Here is a 16612-nt window from a genome sequence, read left to right as displayed (position 1 = left end):
CGAGCCGCGGCCTCATAGAGGCACGCAGACGGGCACAGCTTCCGATGGTATACCGTTGGTCGTAGGCTGAGCACATGATCGTTGTGAAGAATCTGCGCCTGTTCCCACGCACCCCCGATGCTCCCGCCGTCGACGTCGAGATCACCGAGGGACGGTTCTCTCGTCTCTCCCCCGCCGAGGATGCCGCCCCCGATTCCGCGCCACCGGCGACCGAGACGACATCGACCGGGACCGAGGTCATCGACGGGGCGGGGCGGATCCTGCTGCCTGGCCTCGGCGATGTGCACGCTCATCTGGATTCGAATCGGATGGGCCAGACGTTCCGTCCGCACACCGCCGACGGCACTCTGCACGGGTACATCATGAACGATCGCGAGAACTGGCGAGGCGGCGAGCGCAGCGTCGCCGATCAGGCCGCGTACGCAATTGCGAAGATCATCGCGTCCGGAGGCACGCGCATCCGCTCACACGCACAGGTCGATGCCGACTGCGGTCTCGAGCGCTTCCACGGGGTCAGAGCCGCGCTCGAGGCTCATGCCGATGTCCTCGACTTCCAGATCGTCGCGTTCCCGCAGGCCGGAATCGTGCACGAACAGGGCGTCGAAGAGCTGCTCGATGCGGCTCTGAGCGAGGGCGCGGACCTCGTCGGCGGACTCGACCCGCTGCTCTACGACCGGGATCCGGTCTACCACCTCGATGTCGTCTTCGGCCTGGCTGAGACGCACGGCAAGGGCATCGACATCCACCTCCACGAGGCGGGCACCGCGGGACTCTTCACGCTCGAGGAGATCGCTGCGCGTACTCGAGCCGCGGGCATGGCCGGGCAGGTCACGGTCTCCCATGCCTTCGCGCTCAACACAAACCCGGAACCCGAGGTCGCTCGGATCCTCGATGTCCTCGCGGAGGCGGGAGTGGCCCTGACGACGGTTGCCCCGGCCAAAGGTGCGCTGCCGCAGGGACTCATCCGTGAGCGCCGAATGGCTCTGGGGCTCGGCGAGGACGGTCAGCGGGACTACTGGAGTCCCTATGGTGACGGCGATCTGCTGCGCCGGACCTGGCAGCTGGCGTTCACGAACGGTTTCCGTGCAGACGCAGATGTCGAAGGCTGTCTCGACATCGCCTCACGCGGAGGAGCGCAGGTCATGGCCGGTGCTCGTCCCGACGGTTCGGCTCTGGTCGACGATTCCCGGTTCGGTCTGGCGGTGGGCGCTCCCGCCGACTTCGTGCTCATCGACGCCGACACGGTCACCTCAGCGATCATGGACTGCCCACTGGACAGAGATGTGTTCAAGGGCGGTCGGCTCATCGCCTCCGGCGGCGAATTGGCAGGCGGGCCGCGGCTGAGCTGAGTCTCAGCGCGCCTTCGCGGCGGGCTGGAACACGGCCCGACCGTCGGAGACGACGACTTCCGTGTCTCCAGGCAGGGACAGTCGACCGCGCCTGCGGTCACGCATGAGGGCGCAGAGTTCGGCGACCCGCACCGCTCCGAGGTTCTGCCCGGGCACGCCGAGTGAGATCACCCAGTCGCGCACGACTCGGCTGAGCACGGCATCGTCGAGTGCGGTGAAGACCTCCACCGGCACCGAGGCGGCTCCGCGGATCGTCTGCCCTGCCGCCTCGGCGTGGGCATCGATGAAATCGGCGTCGGCTCGGCAGAGGTCGGCGGTGCGGGCGAGGTTCGGGGTGATCGGTTGGCCGAGATCGGCTTCGAGTCCGGCCAGCAGCTGCCGGGCCCGGACTCGGGTGAACGCGGTGTCGGCGTTCATCGGATCGTTCCAGATCTCGATGCCCTGTGCCTGACAGGACTCTTCGGTCCGGTCTCGGTCGAGGCCGAGCAGGGGACGCATGAGGCGACCGGCCAGCGGGCTCATCCCGGCCAGGGAGCGGGTGCCCGATCCGCGCATGAGGCCCAGCAGAACGGTCTCTGCCTGGTCGCTGCGGGTATGGGCGGTGAGAATCCAGTCGGCTCCGGCCGCGGCCCGAGCGGTTTCGAGGGCCGCATAGCGGGCGGTGCGCGCCGCGGCCTCGAGGCCTTTCTCGCCGGCATCGATGCTCACCCGCATCACCTCGGCGGGCACGCCCCAGGATTCGGCGGTGGCGGAGACCCGGTCGGCCACTTCGGCGGTGACGGTCTGCAGGCTGTGGTCGACGGTGACGGCACGGGCTCGGATCTCACCGCGCCGGTGCAGGAACGCAGTCGCGTGGAGCAGCGCCATCGAATCCGCTCCCCCGGACACTGCGACGATGAGGCCCGGGACAGACGATTCTGCTACCGCGAGCGCTGCGCGCACGGCATTGCGGATGGCTGCGCTGGCCGGGTCGAGGGTCGGCCGCCTCGGCGACGATGCGCTGCGCGGCCCCTCAGCCGTGGACACGGTCGAGCCAGAGCTGCGGTTCGTGGATTTCGGCCGTGCGCGGCAGGTTCGCGGGTTCGGCATAGATGCGGGAGAAGCCCTTCTGTCCGACCTCGCGGCGGACGGCTCGGACGAACTTCGCTCCGTCGCGATATTGGGCGAGTTTGAGGTCCATCCCGAGCAGATTCGTCAGGAACCCGCCTTGGGCGGCATCGCGGCGGGCCTCGAACTTGCGGCGCAGCCGGCGCACGCTCGGGATGACACCGGCGCCCACTTCGTCCATGACGACATCGGCGTGGCCTTCGAGCAGGGACAGGATCGCGGTGGCCTCGTCGAGTGCGGTGCGCATGTTCTCGTCACGGATGAGGTCGATGATGCTGGCCTCGCCCTTGACGATGCGGCCGAGGGTGGCGAAGAGGTCGACGATCCCGCCGACTCCCGGCATCGTCAGTCGGGTCGACACGGCCCCGGAGAGCAGGGTGCGCATATGTTCGCGCAGCCACGGCGCGGTCGCGAACTGCACTTGGTGGGTGGCTTCGTGGAGGGCCACCCACATGCGGAAGTCACGCGGATCGACGTCCATGGCCCTCTCGGCGATGAGCACGGCGGGGGCGACGAACATCAGCCGTCCCGTCTCCACGGCGAAGGGGTCGAACTGGCCGAGCACGCGAGTCGACAGGAGTGAGAGCACCCCGGCGACCTCGACGGCGCCGGCCTTCGCGGTGGCGGGGCTGACCGGGGCGGGCAGGGCCGCTTCGTCGAGCATTCCATTGACGGACTGCGCGTTGGCTTTGACCCAGCTGACCTGGTCGAGGACGAGCACGGAACCGGCGGCGAGCCGTCCGCGCACATCATCGGCGTGCTCCGGCGGCAGCAGGAACGAGTCGAGCACGAGGTCCTGGGCGGTCAGCGCATTGTCCTTCATCCCCTCGACGAGTCCGTCGAGCACACCCGGTCCGGGGACCTTCGCCGCGGAGACGAGCTCACGGGCGGTGCGGGCGGCGAAGTTCTCGTCGATGATCATCGGCAGCCGCAGTTCGCGAGGGCTGTGACGATATCGTCCACGGTCTTTCTGGCTTCCAAGATCTTGTCCTTATCCACGTCGTCGATCTGGATGGAGAATACGAGGTAGCGGCCTTCCGCATCGAGCACTCCCCCGGCCAGGGAGGTCACAGTCGACAGCGTCCCCGTCTTCGCGTGCACCACCCCTGAGGCGTTCCTCTCGTCGAGGAATCGGTCGTGCAGGGTGCCGGTCAGTCCGCCGACGGGGAAGTAGCTGACGAGCCCGGCCAAAGAGTCATCGGCGACGACCGAGGCCTGCAGGACGGTCGTGAGATCGTGCGGGGCGATCCGGTTGTCATAGGACAGCCCCGAGGTGTCGACGAGGTGGGTGCGCCCGAGATCGACGGATTCGCCGAGGGCCTCCAGGACCGCCTTTGGACCGTTCTCGAGGCTGCCGTCCTGCCCCTGGGCGATGGCGACCTCGTTGCCGAGCATCTCGGCGACGACGTTGTCGCTGTGCACGAGCGCGTATTCGACGATCTCGGAGATCGTCGCCGATTCCACCCGGGCGAGTTCCTTCGGGCTCTCGGACTCGGACGGCGTCTCGGATTCGGACCGGTCGGTCGCCTCGGTGACGGTGATCCCCGCCTTCTTCAGCTCTTTTTCGAAGATCGAGAACGCGTCCTTCGCCGGGTGTTCGGTCCGGCCCCGCCATTCGGCGTCCTTCGACCCGACGTAGGCGGTGTCGACCATGATCGGCTGGATCGGGGTGATCACGCCCTTGGCGATATCGGACCGGGACCAGCCGGAGTCGAAGTCCTCGCCGACGTAGCGGCTGGTGTCCAGGTCGAGGGCCACCTCGGTGATGTTCTGCTCTTCGAGTGCGGCCGCGGTGTCTTCGGCCAGGGTCCGCAGTCCCCCGTGCCCGTTGACCGAACCGGCATCGGAATCTCCGGCCGACAGGAGCACATCGCCGCCGCCGGTCAGCGTCAGGGTGTTCGTGTCCGCGTCGAAGTCCGTTGTCGTCGCCAGGCGCGTCTCCCCGCCGATCGCGGACAGGGAGGCGGCCGCGGTGAGCACCTTCGTCACAGAGGCGGGAGTGCGCGGCTTCGTCTCGTCCTTCGCGTAGAGGACGTCGTCGCTGATCCCGTCGCGGACCTCAAGGCCGAAGCCCTTGACCTTCGAATCCTTGAGCACGGCGTCGATCGTCTTCGGGATCTGTGTGGGCACAGGAGCGGAATCGTCGACCGCCGAGGCGGGGGCGGGCACCTGCTGGGCGTGGGCCTGCGGAGCGGGCACGGTCTGGACCTCGACCTGGGGTTCGGTGGTCAGCACGCTGGGCAGGCCGGGCACGAGGTCGTAGGCGTCGACGGCGGCATAGGCCCCGAGCACGAGGACGATGGTCCCGGCGGTGATCGCACCGCCCTTCTTCCGCCGCGAGGTCGCCTCTCTGCGGTCGCGACGCGGGGAGCCGGAGTCCGACGGGTTCTGCGGCGCATCGGTGTCGTTCAAACGCAGGCTCTCATTCCTCGACGACCGTGAGGCGGTCGCCGTCGGTGGGCGGTGATGGGGACTTGTACCATCTATTCTAGTGATGCACCCCTAACGTGAAGGAGCACTATGGAACTGCTGGCCACAATCGAGATCCCCCAGGGGTCCCGCAACAAGTACGAAGTCGATCATGAGACCGGTCGGGTCAAGCTCGATCGCTACCTCTACACCTCGATGCAGTACCCCGCCGATTACGGCTATATCGAGGACACGCTCGGAAACGACGGCGACCCTCTTGATGTGCTCGTGCTGCTGCCCGAGCCGCTGTTCCCCGGTGTGCTCATCGACATCCGCCCCATCGGCATGTTCCAGATGGAAGACGAGGCCGGCGGCGACGACAAGGTCCTCGCCGTGCCAGCCGGAGATCCTCGCTGGGACTCCTACACCGACATCTCGGATGTGGACAAGTTCATGCTCGACTCGATCGAACACTTCTTCTCCCGCTACAAGGACCTCGAGCCCGGCAAGTACGTCAAGGGTTCGAGCTGGGCCGGCCGCGAAGCCGCCGAGGCCGAGATCAACGCCTCGATCGAGCGTTTCAAGGCCGAGGGCCACTGAGCCTTCCCCTCTCACTGTGCTGAGAACTCAGCGCTGGTGTGCGACCGCCCGGATGATGACATCCGGGCGGTCTCGTTTTGGCCCCCGACCAGGCCGCAGTGTGATGACCATCACGATTTGTTAGGTAAGCCTAAGGGGCAGTGTGAGCCAGGTTATGCGATTGTCGAGTCATGAAACTCGATCATGTGTCATACGCCAGTGAACCTGACGGCTATCGTGCGACCGCCGAGCGGATCGCGGAGAAGCTCGGAGCGGCTCCCTACGATGGCGGTGTGCATCCTCGATTCGGCACCAGAAACCTCATCTTCCCCCTAGCGAACGGCCATTACCTCGAAGTCGTGGAAGCTTTGGAGCATCCGGCCGCTCTCTCGACCCCCTTCGGTCAGGCGGTCCGGGCTCGTTCCGAGCTCGGCGGTGGCTGGATGGGCTGGTGCGTCTCGGTCGACGATCTCACAGCCGTCGAAACCCGCCTCGAGCGCAAGGCTGTCGATGGAAACCGCACGCCGGAGTCCGGTTTGGAACTTCGGTGGCTGCAGATCGGTGTCAAGGGGCTCATTGCCGATCCCCAGCTGCCGTTCTTCATCAAGTGGTCCGCCGACTCCTCGCAGCACCCATCGACGTACAAGACGAATGAGGGCGTCGACATCGACACCCTGCAGATCGCCGGGGACCGCGATCGTCTGCGCGACTGGCTGGGCACTCAGGATGCCAAGCCGATCTCGGAGATCAACATCGACTGGTCAGCTCCCCACGGGACGCCGGGCATCATGTCGGTGAGCTTCAACACGGAGAACGGCCCAGTCACCATCTGAGCACATCAGAATCCGCACGCACTGCGGAGTCGAAGAAGGCCAGAGGCAGTGTCGCCTCTGGCCTTCTTCAGCTTATGGTCCTGGAGTCATCAGTCGCCCTGGAACTCAGTCGGTAGGCCCTGCTCGCTTTCCGTCCCGTCTGCGTTCTTCCGACGCAGATGAGCGGCCGTCGCCATCGCACCGCCGACGGCGAGGAGACCTGCTCCGCCGCCGAGCAGCGGCAGAGTGCTGTCCGAACCGGTCCACGGCAGTTCACCGCCGTCCGAGCCGGAACCACCTGAACCGGACCCGCCTGAACCCGAGCCGCCGTTCGAAGAACCGCCGCCCGAACCGGAGCTGCCGGAGCCGCCCGAACCGGATCCGCCGTCGCTTCCGGCACTCGCTGCCGCACCAGCTGCCGCGGCATCCTTAGCGCCGTCCTGCGACCCGGCAGTCGATCCGGAGCTGTCGGCGTCCGTTCCGGTCCTGTCGCCCTTGGCATCGGTGTCCTCACCCGTTCCGGCACCGTCTGAGCTGCCGTTCTCATCCGAGTCCTTCGCCCCTTCATCTGTGCCGTCGGCGTCGGAGTCCTGGTCTTTCGGCGGTTCAGTCGGGTCCGGTGCCGATCCGCCGTCGCCCTTGATGACCTGCACGACCGTGGGCCGCGGCATCGCGGCCACTCCCTTGTCGACATCGGTCGCGTCGACAAAATCGGGGAACTGCGAGTGCTGATCGGCGTAGGAGCCGTCCTCACCTGGGTGCTGGACCGCAACGAAAGCTGACTCATACTCATCGTGGACGAGTGGTCCGCAGACCTCGGCTTCGCGAGGCACGGACAGGAACTGTTCGACCCGGCCGCGCTGATCGCCGTCGATCGTGACCTTGAACAGCCCGTCGCAGTAGCCGATGCCATCGGGAGCACCGTCGGTGGAGATCCACAGGTTTCCAGCGGTGTCGAAGGCGACATTGTCCGGGCAGGAGATCGGTGAGACCTGATCGGCGGGGAAGCCGGAGAAGTAGGTGGCGTCGCCCTGCTTCGGGTCTCCGCAGACCAACAGCAGGGTCCAATCGAAATCGGTGCCCGTATGGTCGCCGGAGCGCTCGGTGATCTCGACGATGTGCCCGTCGCGGTTCTCCGTGCGCGGATTGGCCTCATCTGCGGCGGCCTTCCCGCCGGTGCCGCGGTCGGAATTGTTGGTGCAGGCGACGTAGATGCGGCCGTTGACCGGGTTGGGTTCGACGTCTTCGCAGCGGTCCATCTTCGTCGGTCCGACCTTGTCGGCGGCCAGACGGGTGTTGACGAGGACCTCTTCGACGGAGAATCCTGACACCTGCGACTTGCCGTCTTTGACCAGCGGGAGCCACTGTCCGCTGCCGTCGAACTCGCCGTCGGCGGGCACCTCACCGCTGCCGTCGATCTCGGACTTCGGTGAGTTGCCGGTGAACTTCGCGACGTAGAGGTCGCCGTCGGTCAGCAGCGTCTTGTTGTGTTCGCGATCGCCCTCGACGTAGGTGTCCTTCGAGACGAACTTGTAGAGGTAGTCGAACTTCTCATCATCTCCCATATAGGCCACGGCGTGGCCCGAATCGGAGATCGTGATGTTCGCCCCTTCGTGTTTGAAGCGGCCCATGTTCGTGTGCTTATGAGGGGTGGAGTTCGGGTCCCAGGGGTCGACTTCGACGATCCAGCCGAATCGATTCGCTTCGTTCGCGTATCCCGGGTTGTTCGTATCGAATCTGTCGACATCGGCTTCCCACCCGTTGGCCGAATCTTCGCTGTCGAGACCGTAGCGCTTATCGGCCGCCGATGTGCCCTGCGCCTTGAAGTACGAGTTGAAGTTCTCCTCACCGGACACCAGAGTGCCCCAGGGGGTGAGCCCGCCCGAGCAGTTGCCGAGAGTGCCCTGCGCCTTGTCACCGTTCGGGTAGTCCTTCGTCCGCAGCAGATCGGAACCGGCAGCGGGACCGGTGAACTCGTACTCGGTGTCGATGAGGAACCGGCGGTTCTTCTTTCCGTTGACATCGATCGTCCACGTTGACTTCTCGTCCGTGCGGATGAGTTCGGCAACGGTCAGTCCGTGGGCTTCGCGGCTGATCGCCCGCTGATCGGCTCCGTCCATGTCCTCGGGGTACATGATGGCGTCGTTCGTGTATTCCTGGTTGGCGAAGAGCACGGCCCGGTTGGAGTCGTCGGGGTCGATCTGGATGGACAGGAAGTCGTTGTTGTAGCCGAACTGGCGGCGCTGCGCCTCTGGGCTCTGATTCTCCGGGTCGAACCTCGGGGAGTCGGGGAACAAGGGGTCTCCCCAGCGGACGATCGGATGCCAGGAGTAGCCTTCAGGGACGACGAATTCGTCGACCTCGTGCTGGACCGGGTCGATGGCGGTGAAGGCCAGACTGCCTGCGGTGGCTGCGGCGGCAGAGCGTGCGGTCGGGCTGGGAGCGGTGGTCACTGCGATGGCCAAGGCACCTGCAGCCGAGGCACCGAGAACCGCGCGACGGCTGAGCTTCGCATTGACGATATCGCGGAAATACCCATTTGCCGATGTGTTGCAGGTGGACTTGAGGCAGGCGTTGTCGCACTTCAGTGCGCACGTGACGGGGCTGCGCTTGCCACGCACATGGTCGGCCATCGGCAGAAAGGTTCGCATCGGTTCTCTCCTTGTATCGGGTATCTTCCCAGTCCGGGACCCGCCCGGTACAGAGGGCGGAGCCGGAAGGACTCACCCGATCGAGACTGTCACCGGCAAGCGGCCCTGGAACTACCCGTCGGTGAATCAGAGGTGAACCCGGAGGGAGGAATGAGTGTCCCGTTAGCCTGTCCCGACCTCACCTGCAGCACTCAGCCGAAGTCGACGAGGGCGAGCACTCCCGGGGCGAGGAATCCGACGGCGTCGATGATGACATGCGCCCACACCAGCGGCATGAGCCTGCCCTTGCGCAGGAAGTACCAGCCGAAGATGATGCCCATGGCGACGTTGCCGATGAACGGGCCGATGCCCTGGTAGAGGTGGTAGCTGGCGCGGAAGAGCGCCAAGGAGATGATGATCGGCCAGGGTCCGAAGCCCAGCTGCCGCAGTCGCAGCGCCCCGAAGCCGAAGATGAGCACCTCTTCGAGGATTCCGTTCTTCGCCGCCGAGAGCAGCAGCACGGGAACCGTCCACCAATGATCACCGAGGTTGGACGGCTGGATCTCGGCAGTGATCCCCAGTGCCCTGCCGCCCGCATACACCCCGAGGGTGCCGATGCCGATCACGAGGAAGATGAGAGCGCCGTGGCCGAGGTCACGGAGTCGGTGCCCGTCGACTCCGAGCCTGATCGGCAGCGGCCGGGCCGGTCGGTCTCGAGTGAGCAGGTAGATCGCGAGGACGACGGGCACGAGGCTGAAGCCGATGTCGAGAAGCTGGTAGATCAGGTCGAAGCCCGGCCGAGGCGAGATCGAGGTGTTGAGTTTGGCCTGGGCGTCGCTGATCGGTCCGCGCGTGGCGATGTCTGCCAGACGCACGATTGCATAGACGGATGCCTGGCCCAGGGACAGGGCCGCAATGAGACCGAGCTCGAACCACAGGCGCTTTCTCTCCTGTGGTTCGAGCTCGGTCGTCATGGACTCAACTCTAGCCGGGACGGCTCAGTGTTTGGGTTCGCCGTCCCCGTCATCACGACGCGGCTGCTGGCTGCGCAGGGTGAAGTCCGTTCCCTGCCCCTCGCCCCGGATCCCGTCGTCGTCTCGTTCGTCGCTGCCGGTCGGTTCGTCATCGCGGCTGTCACCGAGGTGGTCGGCATCCGTCGATTCGTCCGACGCCGAGGCGGTCTCCCGCTCATGCGCCCGTGCCTCGGCGGCGTCGAGGACCTCACCGCGAGCCATGTTCTTCACGTACTTCTTCTCGGCTCGGCGTTCCTTGACCCCTTCGAGCAGCAGGTAGAGCACGGGCACGAGGATGAGCGTGAGCAGCGTCGAGCTGACCAGTCCGCCGATGACGACGATCGCCAGCGGCTTCGAGATGAACACTCCCCCGCCGGTGAGTCCGAGGGCCATCGGCAGCAGAGCGAAGATCGTGGCGGCCGCGGTCATGAGGATCGGACGGTAACGCAGTCGGGCGCCGTGGACGATGGCCGTACGCAGATCGACCCCGCGGACTCGGAAGTGGTTGATGAGGTCGATGAGCACGATCGCATTCGTCACCACGATGCCGATGAGCATGAGCAGACCGATCATCGACGTCAGCCCCAGCGGAGTGTCGGTGATGAGCGAGAGCGCAACCGAACCGGTGGCCGCGAACGGAATCGAGACCAGCAGGATCAGTGGCTGCAGCAGCGACTTGAACGTGGCGACCATGATGACGAACACGATGAGGATCGCCGCGAGCATCGCCAGCCCCAGCTGCGAGAACGCTTCATTCTGCTCCTGGGTGGCACCGCCGGTGTCGACGGACACCGTATCGGGCAGGTCCACCTCGTCGAGGGCGGACTGGACCTCGGTAGACACGGCTCCGAGGTCATCGCCTTCCGGAGTCACGGACACGGTGGTCGAACGCTGCGAATCCGTGTGGCGGATCGTCGGGGCGGTCTTGACCTCCTTGACGTCGGCGACCTCATCGAGTTCGATGAAGCGCGGCTCCGAGGTCACAGGAGCGCCCGCGTTCGGATCGCCGCCCGTCGCACCGACACCACCGGCCGCACCACCAGCACCGCCTGCGCCTCCGGCGCCACCAGCACCGCCTGCGCCTCCGGCTGCACCGGCGTCACCCGAACCTCCGGCACCACTGGCGGCTCCCCCGGCCGCGCTGGCGTCACCTGAGCCGCCGGCACCTCCGGCTGCTCCACCGGCGCCGCCTGCCGCACCTGCGCCGGCTCCGCCAGCGGGAGTCGTCTCTTCCGCCTTGCCCGGGATCTTGAGTTCGCGCAGCTTCTCCACGGTGTCGGCATTGCGATCGAAGAGCAGCACCGAATGGGAGACATCGTCGATGACGATCTCACCGATCTGCTGACCGTGCATGGCACGCTGCACATACTGGCCGATGGCCGCCTCGGTGAGGTTCTCCTCTGCGGCCTTCTCATGATCGACCTTGACTTCGATCACGGGCTGGACCGCGGCGGTATCGCTCGTCACCGACTGCGCCGACGATACGCCCTCGAGCTTGTCGCTGACCTTGTTCGTCGCGTCCTCGAGTTCCTGGGGGTCGGTTGCCGTGAGTGTGACGTCGATGGTCTGCGCACCCGGGGTCGAGCTCTGGCTTGCCACCTCGACGTCGCCGGCACCCTTGAGGCCGTCGAACTGCTTCTGCAGATCCGCGGAGATCGACTGGGCAGAGACTCCGGACTTTGTGTTGACGATATAGGTGCCCGTCAGCGACGAATCGTCGGTGAAGCCGAACGACGTGCCGCCGAGCGACAGCTGGTAGTTGTCGACATCGGATTCGTCGGCGAGGATGTCCTCGACCTTCTTCGCCTGCTCCGAGGCCTCATCGAGGTCGGTGCCCGGGTCGAAGGTCTGCGAGATCTGCAGGGAATCCTGACCGGTGTCGCCGAAGAGCTCGGTCTTCAGCTGCGGGATCATCGCTCCGGTGCCTGCGAGCACGAGCACGGCGATGAGGATCATGATGATCGGGTGCTTCGTCGAGAACCCGATGGCCGGCATATAGGTCTTCTGCAGTCGCGTCACCGGAGAATGCATTCCGGCGAGCTCGTCGACCGCTTCCGTGCCGTCCTCGGTTTCGCCGTAGCGCGGTCCGCCCGCGGCCGCTCCGGTCGCATCGGTTCGAGTCGTGGCGCCGGCCAGCATGGGAGCATCAGCCCGCTGGGACGATTCGACGCTGTCTCGAGGACCGGTGTCCTCGGCTTCGGCACCGGCGGCGACGAGGTCGCGCTTCTTGTCGGCCTTCTTCGCTTCCTTCTTCTCTGCCCGCCACTGCGACAGCATCGACTTGCGGCTGCGACGGATCTCCGCCTTCTCCGCACGGGTGAGCTTGACCTTCGCCTCGCGCTGACGCAGGAACCAGTACGCGAGGACGGGCACGATCGTCAGTGCCACGAACAGGGACGAGAGCAGGGCGATGGTAGCGGTCAGGGCGAAGGGCCGGAACATCTCACCGGTCTGCCCGGTCACGAATGCCAGCGGCAGGAACACGGCCACCGTGGTCAGGGTCGATGCGGTGATGGCACCGGCCACCTCGGAGACGGCGGCGAGGATGTTCGAGAACTTGTCGCCGCCGGAGGCGTGCCGTCTGCGGATCGCCTCGATGACGACGATGGAGTCGTCGACGACGCGGCCGACGGAGATCGTCAGCGCACCGAGGGTGAGCATGTTGAGGGTCTCTCCGCCCATCCACAGCCCGATCATGGCGATGAGGAGGGAGAGCGGGATGGAGATGGCGGTGATGATCGTCGCCCGCACCGACAGCAGGAATACGAGGATGACGAGGACCGCGAAGATCAGGCCCAGCCCACCCTCGTTGAGCAGGTCATGGATGGACTGTTCGATGAACGGAGCCTGGTCGAACGCGGAGACGAACTCCGTGTTGTCACCCATCATCTTCTCGAGTTCGGGCAGCTTGTCGGCCACCGCGTGAGAGACGTCGACGGTGTTCGCGTCGGACTCCTTCATCACCGACACGGACAGCGAGGGTTCGCCGTTGGTGCGCGAGATCGACTCGATCGGCTCATCGACGAGTTTGACGTCGGCGACGTCGGAGATCTGGATCGGTCCGTCCTTGCCGGAGATGACGAGGTCCTTGATCGCATCGATCGAGCGGATGCGGGTGCCGACCTCGACCGGGGCCGAGCCGTCGTCGCCCTTGAGCTCACCCGCCGAGGTGGGCACACCGTTGGACTGGAGGATTCCGGCCACCTCGTCGAGGTTGGCTCCTTCGTCCTCGAGGTCGTCTCGGCGGATGCTGATCTCGACCTGTTTGGTCTTCGCTCCGGCGATCTGGACCTGGGAGACGCCGTCGACTTTCTTCAGCTCAGGTTCGACTAAGTCTTCGAGATTCGCCGCCAGCTTGTCTTCATCGGCATCCGAGGTCACGGACAGGGCGAGCACCGGAATATCATCGGTGCCCATCATCATGACGTTCGGTTCGACACCGTCCGGCAGGGTCGGCTGCACCTGGGAGACTGCGCGCTGCAGGGCGCGGACGACGTCATCGGAGTCATCGCCGTACTTCGTGCTCACGGTGATCTGCGAACTGCCCGCCGAGGAGGTCGAGGTCATGTCCTCGACCTCGGGCAGTGCGGTCAGCGCCCCTTCGAGTGGGTCGGTGACTTCGGATTCGACGGCCTCGGGGGTGGCTCCCTCATAGGAGGCGGTGACCGTGGCCTGTGGGTTGTCGAGGGACGGGAAGAGCTCTTGCTTGAGGGCGCCGGCACCGATGATGCCGAAGACGATGGCGACGACGGAGATGAGCGCGATGAGCGCCCGGTTCTTCAGGCTCAGCCGGGTCAGGAAACTCACGAGGGGGACTTTCTTTGTCGTAGGCAGGGCGACGACGCAGAACGCCGACTCAACCAACCATCCTAGTGAGTGTCCCCTGAACCGCACATGAGGAAAACCTGACTTCTCTGATCAACGGCTGAGCACGCCGCGCCCCGACCACCAGCTCGGTGAAACTGCAGCCGCTTGGTCCCTGCACCGAGCTGGTGCAGTTTCACCAAGCTGCAGCGCATGTGCGGGTGCGTTTGGGCGCGTCACTCAGCCGGAGTGGCTGTGCGGGGTCGGGTCTCGCGGCCGAAGAACCACAGGCCTGCGGCGACGATGCCGAGAAGCCCGGTGAGCAGGAACGCCCACGAGTAGTCGAAGTGGTCGACGACGGCTCCGGCGATGATCGGGCCGAGGATGGCTCCGCCGTCGAGGGCCATCTGGTAGCGGGCGAGCACTCGGCCGCCCTTGCGGTCGCGGCCGATGACGTCGGCGACGGTGGCCTGCTGAGCGGGGTTGGCCAGGCCGGAACCGATCCCGGCGATGATGGAGAAGGCGAAGAACAGCCAGATCGAGTCGATGAAGGCCAGCGCCGCGGTGGTCACACCGAGGACGAACAGACCCCATTGGATGAAGGGTTTGCGCCCGACGGTGTCGGCGAAGCGCCCGACCACCGTCACGGCCGAGGCGTTGCCGATGGCGAACATGGTCAGGGCCAGTCCGGCCACCGCGGTATCGGCTCTGAGAGCCTGGATGGCGAAGAGCGGGTAGATGGCCACGCGGATGCCCATCGCCGACCAGCCTTGGACGAAGGCGGAGATGAGCGCCGACCGGTAGGCCGAATCCCTCCAGGCGTCCCGGAAGGACATGACTTCCTGCTGCTCCTTGTCCTTCTCCGCTTCCAGCCGGGCACGTCCGGACTTCGTCGAGGAGCCGAAGGACGCGGTGGAGGCGAGGAAGACGCGGACGACGATGGCGGCGAGGAGCAGACCGACGGCGTAGATGACGAACGGGATGCGCATCCCCCATCCGGCCATGGCACCGCCGAGGACGGGTCCGGCGATATTGCCGACGAGGAACGCCGTCGCGTACGTCGAGGATGCTTTCGCCCGGGCATCGATCGGGGCGAGCCGGACAATGAGCGCCATCGCGGAGACGCTGAACATCGTTGAGCCGATGCCGCCGAGTCCGCGGAAGATCAGCAGCTGCCAGTAGTTCTGTGCGAAGGCGACGGCCGCGGTGGAGCCAGCGACGATGAGGAGACCGGTGATGTAGATACGACGTTCGCCGAAGGCATCGACGAGGCGGCCGGACGAGGGTGAGAACACGAACCGGAAGAACGCGAACGAGGAGACGACGATGGTTGCGGCGGTGACCCCGAAGTCGAAGCTCGCCGCGAACTGCGGCAGGACGGGGGCGATGATTCCGTAGCCCAGGGCCACGATGAAGGCCGCTGCCACGAGGACATAGATCTCCTTGGGCAGGCGGCGTGTCTCCGGTGCGTCGGTGTCGGGCGTGCTCACAGGGTATCGAGGAACTGCTCGGGCTTCGGCAGGGGGCGGGTGCTCGTGGTCAGACGCTGTCGGTAGCGTTCGGGCACGGCTCCGATGTAGAACCAGCCCATGAGCAGTTCGTGATCGTCCAGTCGATGGAGGCGGCGGACCGGTTCGGTGTTCGTCAGGTTGCCTGAGCGCCACATGACACCCCAACCGGCCTGCCACAGGGCGAGTTCGAGCAGGTGCCCGGCCCCGGCGGCGGTGGCGTGCTGCTCCCATTCGGGAACTTTGTCGTGTTCGACGGGTGAGGAGACGAGGGCGAGCAGCAGTTCGGCCCGCAGCGGCTTCGTATTGGTCTCGCCGGGTTTGCGGACCACTCCGGCGGCGTCGTCGAGGGCGTCACCGAGGCGGTGCCGGTCGTCTCCTCGGATGATGAGGAAGCGCCAGGGGCGCAGGGCCTTGTGATCGGCGACCGAGGAGATCGATCGGATGATCTCGAGCAGGTCGGAGTCGTTCGGGGTCTCCGGGTCGACCTTCGAGATCGACCGTCGGATGCTCAGGGCGTGGAGAACGGGATCGGCGACGATGTCGATCGATGACGGCACCGAGTAGTCGGGTCCGCGACGGGTGGCCGCGATGGTTGCGGTGCCGCCCTGCGCCGAGGCTGCGGCATCCTCGGCGGGGTCTGCGCCGTTTTCATTCTGCGCCGAACGGGGGCTCTGCGCATCCTGCGCGGCAAGGCTCTTCGCCCACGGGCCGGTGTTGCCGTCGAGGAAGTGGGCACGCACGCGGTCTTTGGTCGCTTCCCAGGCCTCGCCCGCGTCCCCCGACCGTTTGTGCTTCTTGTGTTTGGACTTCTTGCATCTGTCTTTTTTGCGACTGCCCATCAGCTCACCCATTCGGCGAAGGCGGTGCGGGCCTTGCTGAGTTTCGGGTCGATGATGACACGGCAGTAGCCGTTGTCCGGGTTCGCGGTGTAGAAGTCCTGGTGGACCGCCTCGGCGGGATAGAAGGTGCCCAGCGGTTCGAGGGTGGTCACGATCGGATCGTCGAAGAGGCTCTGCGCGGATTCGATGGCCGCGGCGAAGTGCTGCTTCTCGGTCTCGTCGCGATAGAACATGGCCGACCGGTACTGGGTGCCGACGTCGTAGCCCTGGCGGTTGAGGCTCGTGGGGTCGTGGCCGGTGAAGAACAGGCCGAGGATGACGTCTTCGGGGACGATGTCGGCGTCGAAGGTCACCTGAAGGGCTTCGGCATGGCCGGTCATCCCGGAGCAGACCTCACGGTATCCGGGGTTGTCAGTGTGTCCGCCGGTGTAGCCGGAGATCACTTCTCTCACGCCGGTGGTCCGCTGGTAGACGGCGTCGAGGCACCAGAAGCAGCCGGCGCCGAGGGTGAGGGTACGAAGATCGCTCATGTAAGGTATAACGATGACGCGAGCAGGTT

The 16612-nt window shown here is 65.9% G+C and carries 12 protein-coding genes; 3 read left to right on the top strand and 9 right to left on the bottom strand.

All coding sequences use genetic code 11. From position 1 onward, the window contains the following. Positions 1-74 precede the first annotated feature (74 nt). On the top strand, positions 75-1349 hold the full coding sequence (locus HK353_RS13980) for an amidohydrolase family protein (RefSeq protein WP_173157082.1): 1275 nt from the start codon (positions 75-77) through the stop codon (positions 1347-1349). Between the two features lie 3 nt (positions 1350-1352). Here the strand turns inward: HK353_RS13980 and tilS are convergent, their stop codons facing one another. Genes tilS through dacB form a run of 3 tightly spaced genes read right to left on the bottom strand, consistent with a single transcriptional unit; the run spans position 1353 to position 4868 of the window. After that, on the bottom strand, positions 1353-2375 hold the full coding sequence (tilS, locus tag HK353_RS13975) for a tRNA lysidine(34) synthetase TilS (protein WP_342589940.1): 1023 nt from the start codon (positions 2373-2375) through the stop codon (positions 1353-1355). Next, entirely contained in the window at positions 2362-3378 is a 1017-nt protein-coding gene (locus HK353_RS13970) for a zinc-dependent metalloprotease (protein ID WP_173157078.1), read from the bottom strand. Before HK353_RS13970 ends, tilS begins: the two co-directional genes overlap by 14 nt. Continuing rightward, positions 3375-4868, bottom strand: coding sequence for a D-alanyl-D-alanine carboxypeptidase/D-alanyl-D-alanine endopeptidase (gene dacB, locus HK353_RS13965; RefSeq protein WP_217278483.1), 1494 nt, complete (start codon positions 4866-4868; stop codon positions 3375-3377). The genes HK353_RS13970 and dacB overlap by 4 nt, the downstream gene beginning before the upstream one ends. Before the next feature lie 108 nt (positions 4869-4976). On the opposite strand from dacB, the gene HK353_RS13960 reads away from it, so the two are divergent. Together HK353_RS13960 and HK353_RS13955 are read left to right on the top strand one after the other, a co-directional pair. Continuing rightward, positions 4977-5465 carry an inorganic diphosphatase gene (locus HK353_RS13960; protein WP_101545791.1) on the top strand — a complete coding sequence of 163 codons (489 nt, stop codon included), beginning with the start codon at positions 4977-4979 and terminating at the stop codon, positions 5463-5465. Positions 5466-5635: 170 nt separating this feature from the next. Further along, positions 5636-6277 carry a VOC family protein gene (locus tag HK353_RS13955; RefSeq protein WP_173157076.1) on the top strand — a complete coding sequence of 214 codons (642 nt, stop codon included), beginning with the start codon at positions 5636-5638 and terminating at the stop codon, positions 6275-6277. A gap of 89 nt (positions 6278-6366) precedes the next feature. Here the strand turns inward: HK353_RS13955 and HK353_RS13950 are convergent, their stop codons facing one another. The 6 genes from HK353_RS13950 to msrA all read right to left on the bottom strand — a co-directional run bounded on the left by HK353_RS13950 (position 6367) and on the right by msrA (position 16583). Then, positions 6367-8907 carry an alkaline phosphatase PhoX gene (locus HK353_RS13950; RefSeq protein ID WP_173157074.1) on the bottom strand — a complete coding sequence of 847 codons (2541 nt, stop codon included), beginning with the start codon at positions 8905-8907 and terminating at the stop codon, positions 6367-6369. A 191-nt stretch (positions 8908-9098) separates the two neighbouring features. Beyond that, positions 9099-9860, bottom strand: coding sequence for a CPBP family intramembrane glutamic endopeptidase (locus HK353_RS13945; RefSeq protein WP_173157072.1), 762 nt, complete (start codon positions 9858-9860; stop codon positions 9099-9101). A gap of 24 nt (positions 9861-9884) precedes the next feature. After that, the gene (locus tag HK353_RS13940; RefSeq protein WP_342589939.1) at positions 9885-13706 is read right to left on the bottom strand and encodes an efflux RND transporter permease subunit; all 3822 of its coding nucleotides are present in this window, start codon (positions 13704-13706) and stop codon (positions 9885-9887) included. 233 nt (positions 13707-13939) lie between these two features. Further along, positions 13940-15193, bottom strand: coding sequence for an MFS transporter (locus HK353_RS13935; RefSeq protein WP_173157070.1), 1254 nt, complete (start codon positions 15191-15193; stop codon positions 13940-13942). Next, positions 15190-16053, bottom strand: a complete 864-nt coding sequence (locus tag HK353_RS13930; protein WP_173157068.1) for a nitroreductase family protein — start codon at positions 16051-16053, stop codon at positions 15190-15192. Before HK353_RS13930 ends, HK353_RS13935 begins: the two co-directional genes overlap by 4 nt. Continuing rightward, complete coding sequence (gene msrA / locus HK353_RS13925) at positions 16053-16583, bottom strand: peptide-methionine (S)-S-oxide reductase MsrA (RefSeq protein ID WP_101545782.1); 531 nt, start codon at positions 16581-16583, stop codon at positions 16053-16055. The genes HK353_RS13930 and msrA overlap by 1 nt, the downstream gene beginning before the upstream one ends. Positions 16584-16612 lie beyond the last annotated feature (29 nt).

The sequence above is a fragment of the Brevibacterium permense genome, assembly GCF_013280495.1.
GTDB classification, from domain to species: Bacteria; Actinomycetota; Actinomycetes; order Actinomycetales; family Brevibacteriaceae; genus Brevibacterium; species Brevibacterium permense.
The sequence above is the reverse complement of the archived record's forward strand: the minus strand, read 5'-3'. Positions and strand labels throughout refer to the sequence as shown.

Coding starts and splice junctions, on each gene's coding strand:
- HK353_RS13980 (WP_173157082.1), top strand. CDS start 75: ATGATCGTTGTGAAGAATCTGCGCCTGTTCCCACGCACCCCCGATGCT.
- HK353_RS13970 (WP_173157078.1), bottom strand. CDS start 3,378: ATGATCATCGACGAGAACTTCGCCGCCCGCACCGCCCGTGAGCTCGTC.
- HK353_RS13960 (WP_101545791.1), top strand. CDS start 4,977: ATGGAACTGCTGGCCACAATCGAGATCCCCCAGGGGTCCCGCAACAAG.
- HK353_RS13955 (WP_173157076.1), top strand. CDS start 5,636: ATGAAACTCGATCATGTGTCATACGCCAGTGAACCTGACGGCTATCGT.
- HK353_RS13950 (WP_173157074.1), bottom strand. CDS start 8,907: ATGCGAACCTTTCTGCCGATGGCCGACCATGTGCGTGGCAAGCGCAGC.
- HK353_RS13945 (WP_173157072.1), bottom strand. CDS start 9,860: ATGACGACCGAGCTCGAACCACAGGAGAGAAAGCGCCTGTGGTTCGAG.
- HK353_RS13930 (WP_173157068.1), bottom strand. CDS start 16,053: ATGGGCAGTCGCAAAAAAGACAGATGCAAGAAGTCCAAACACAAGAAG.
- msrA (WP_101545782.1), bottom strand. CDS start 16,583: ATGAGCGATCTTCGTACCCTCACCCTCGGCGCCGGCTGCTTCTGGTGC.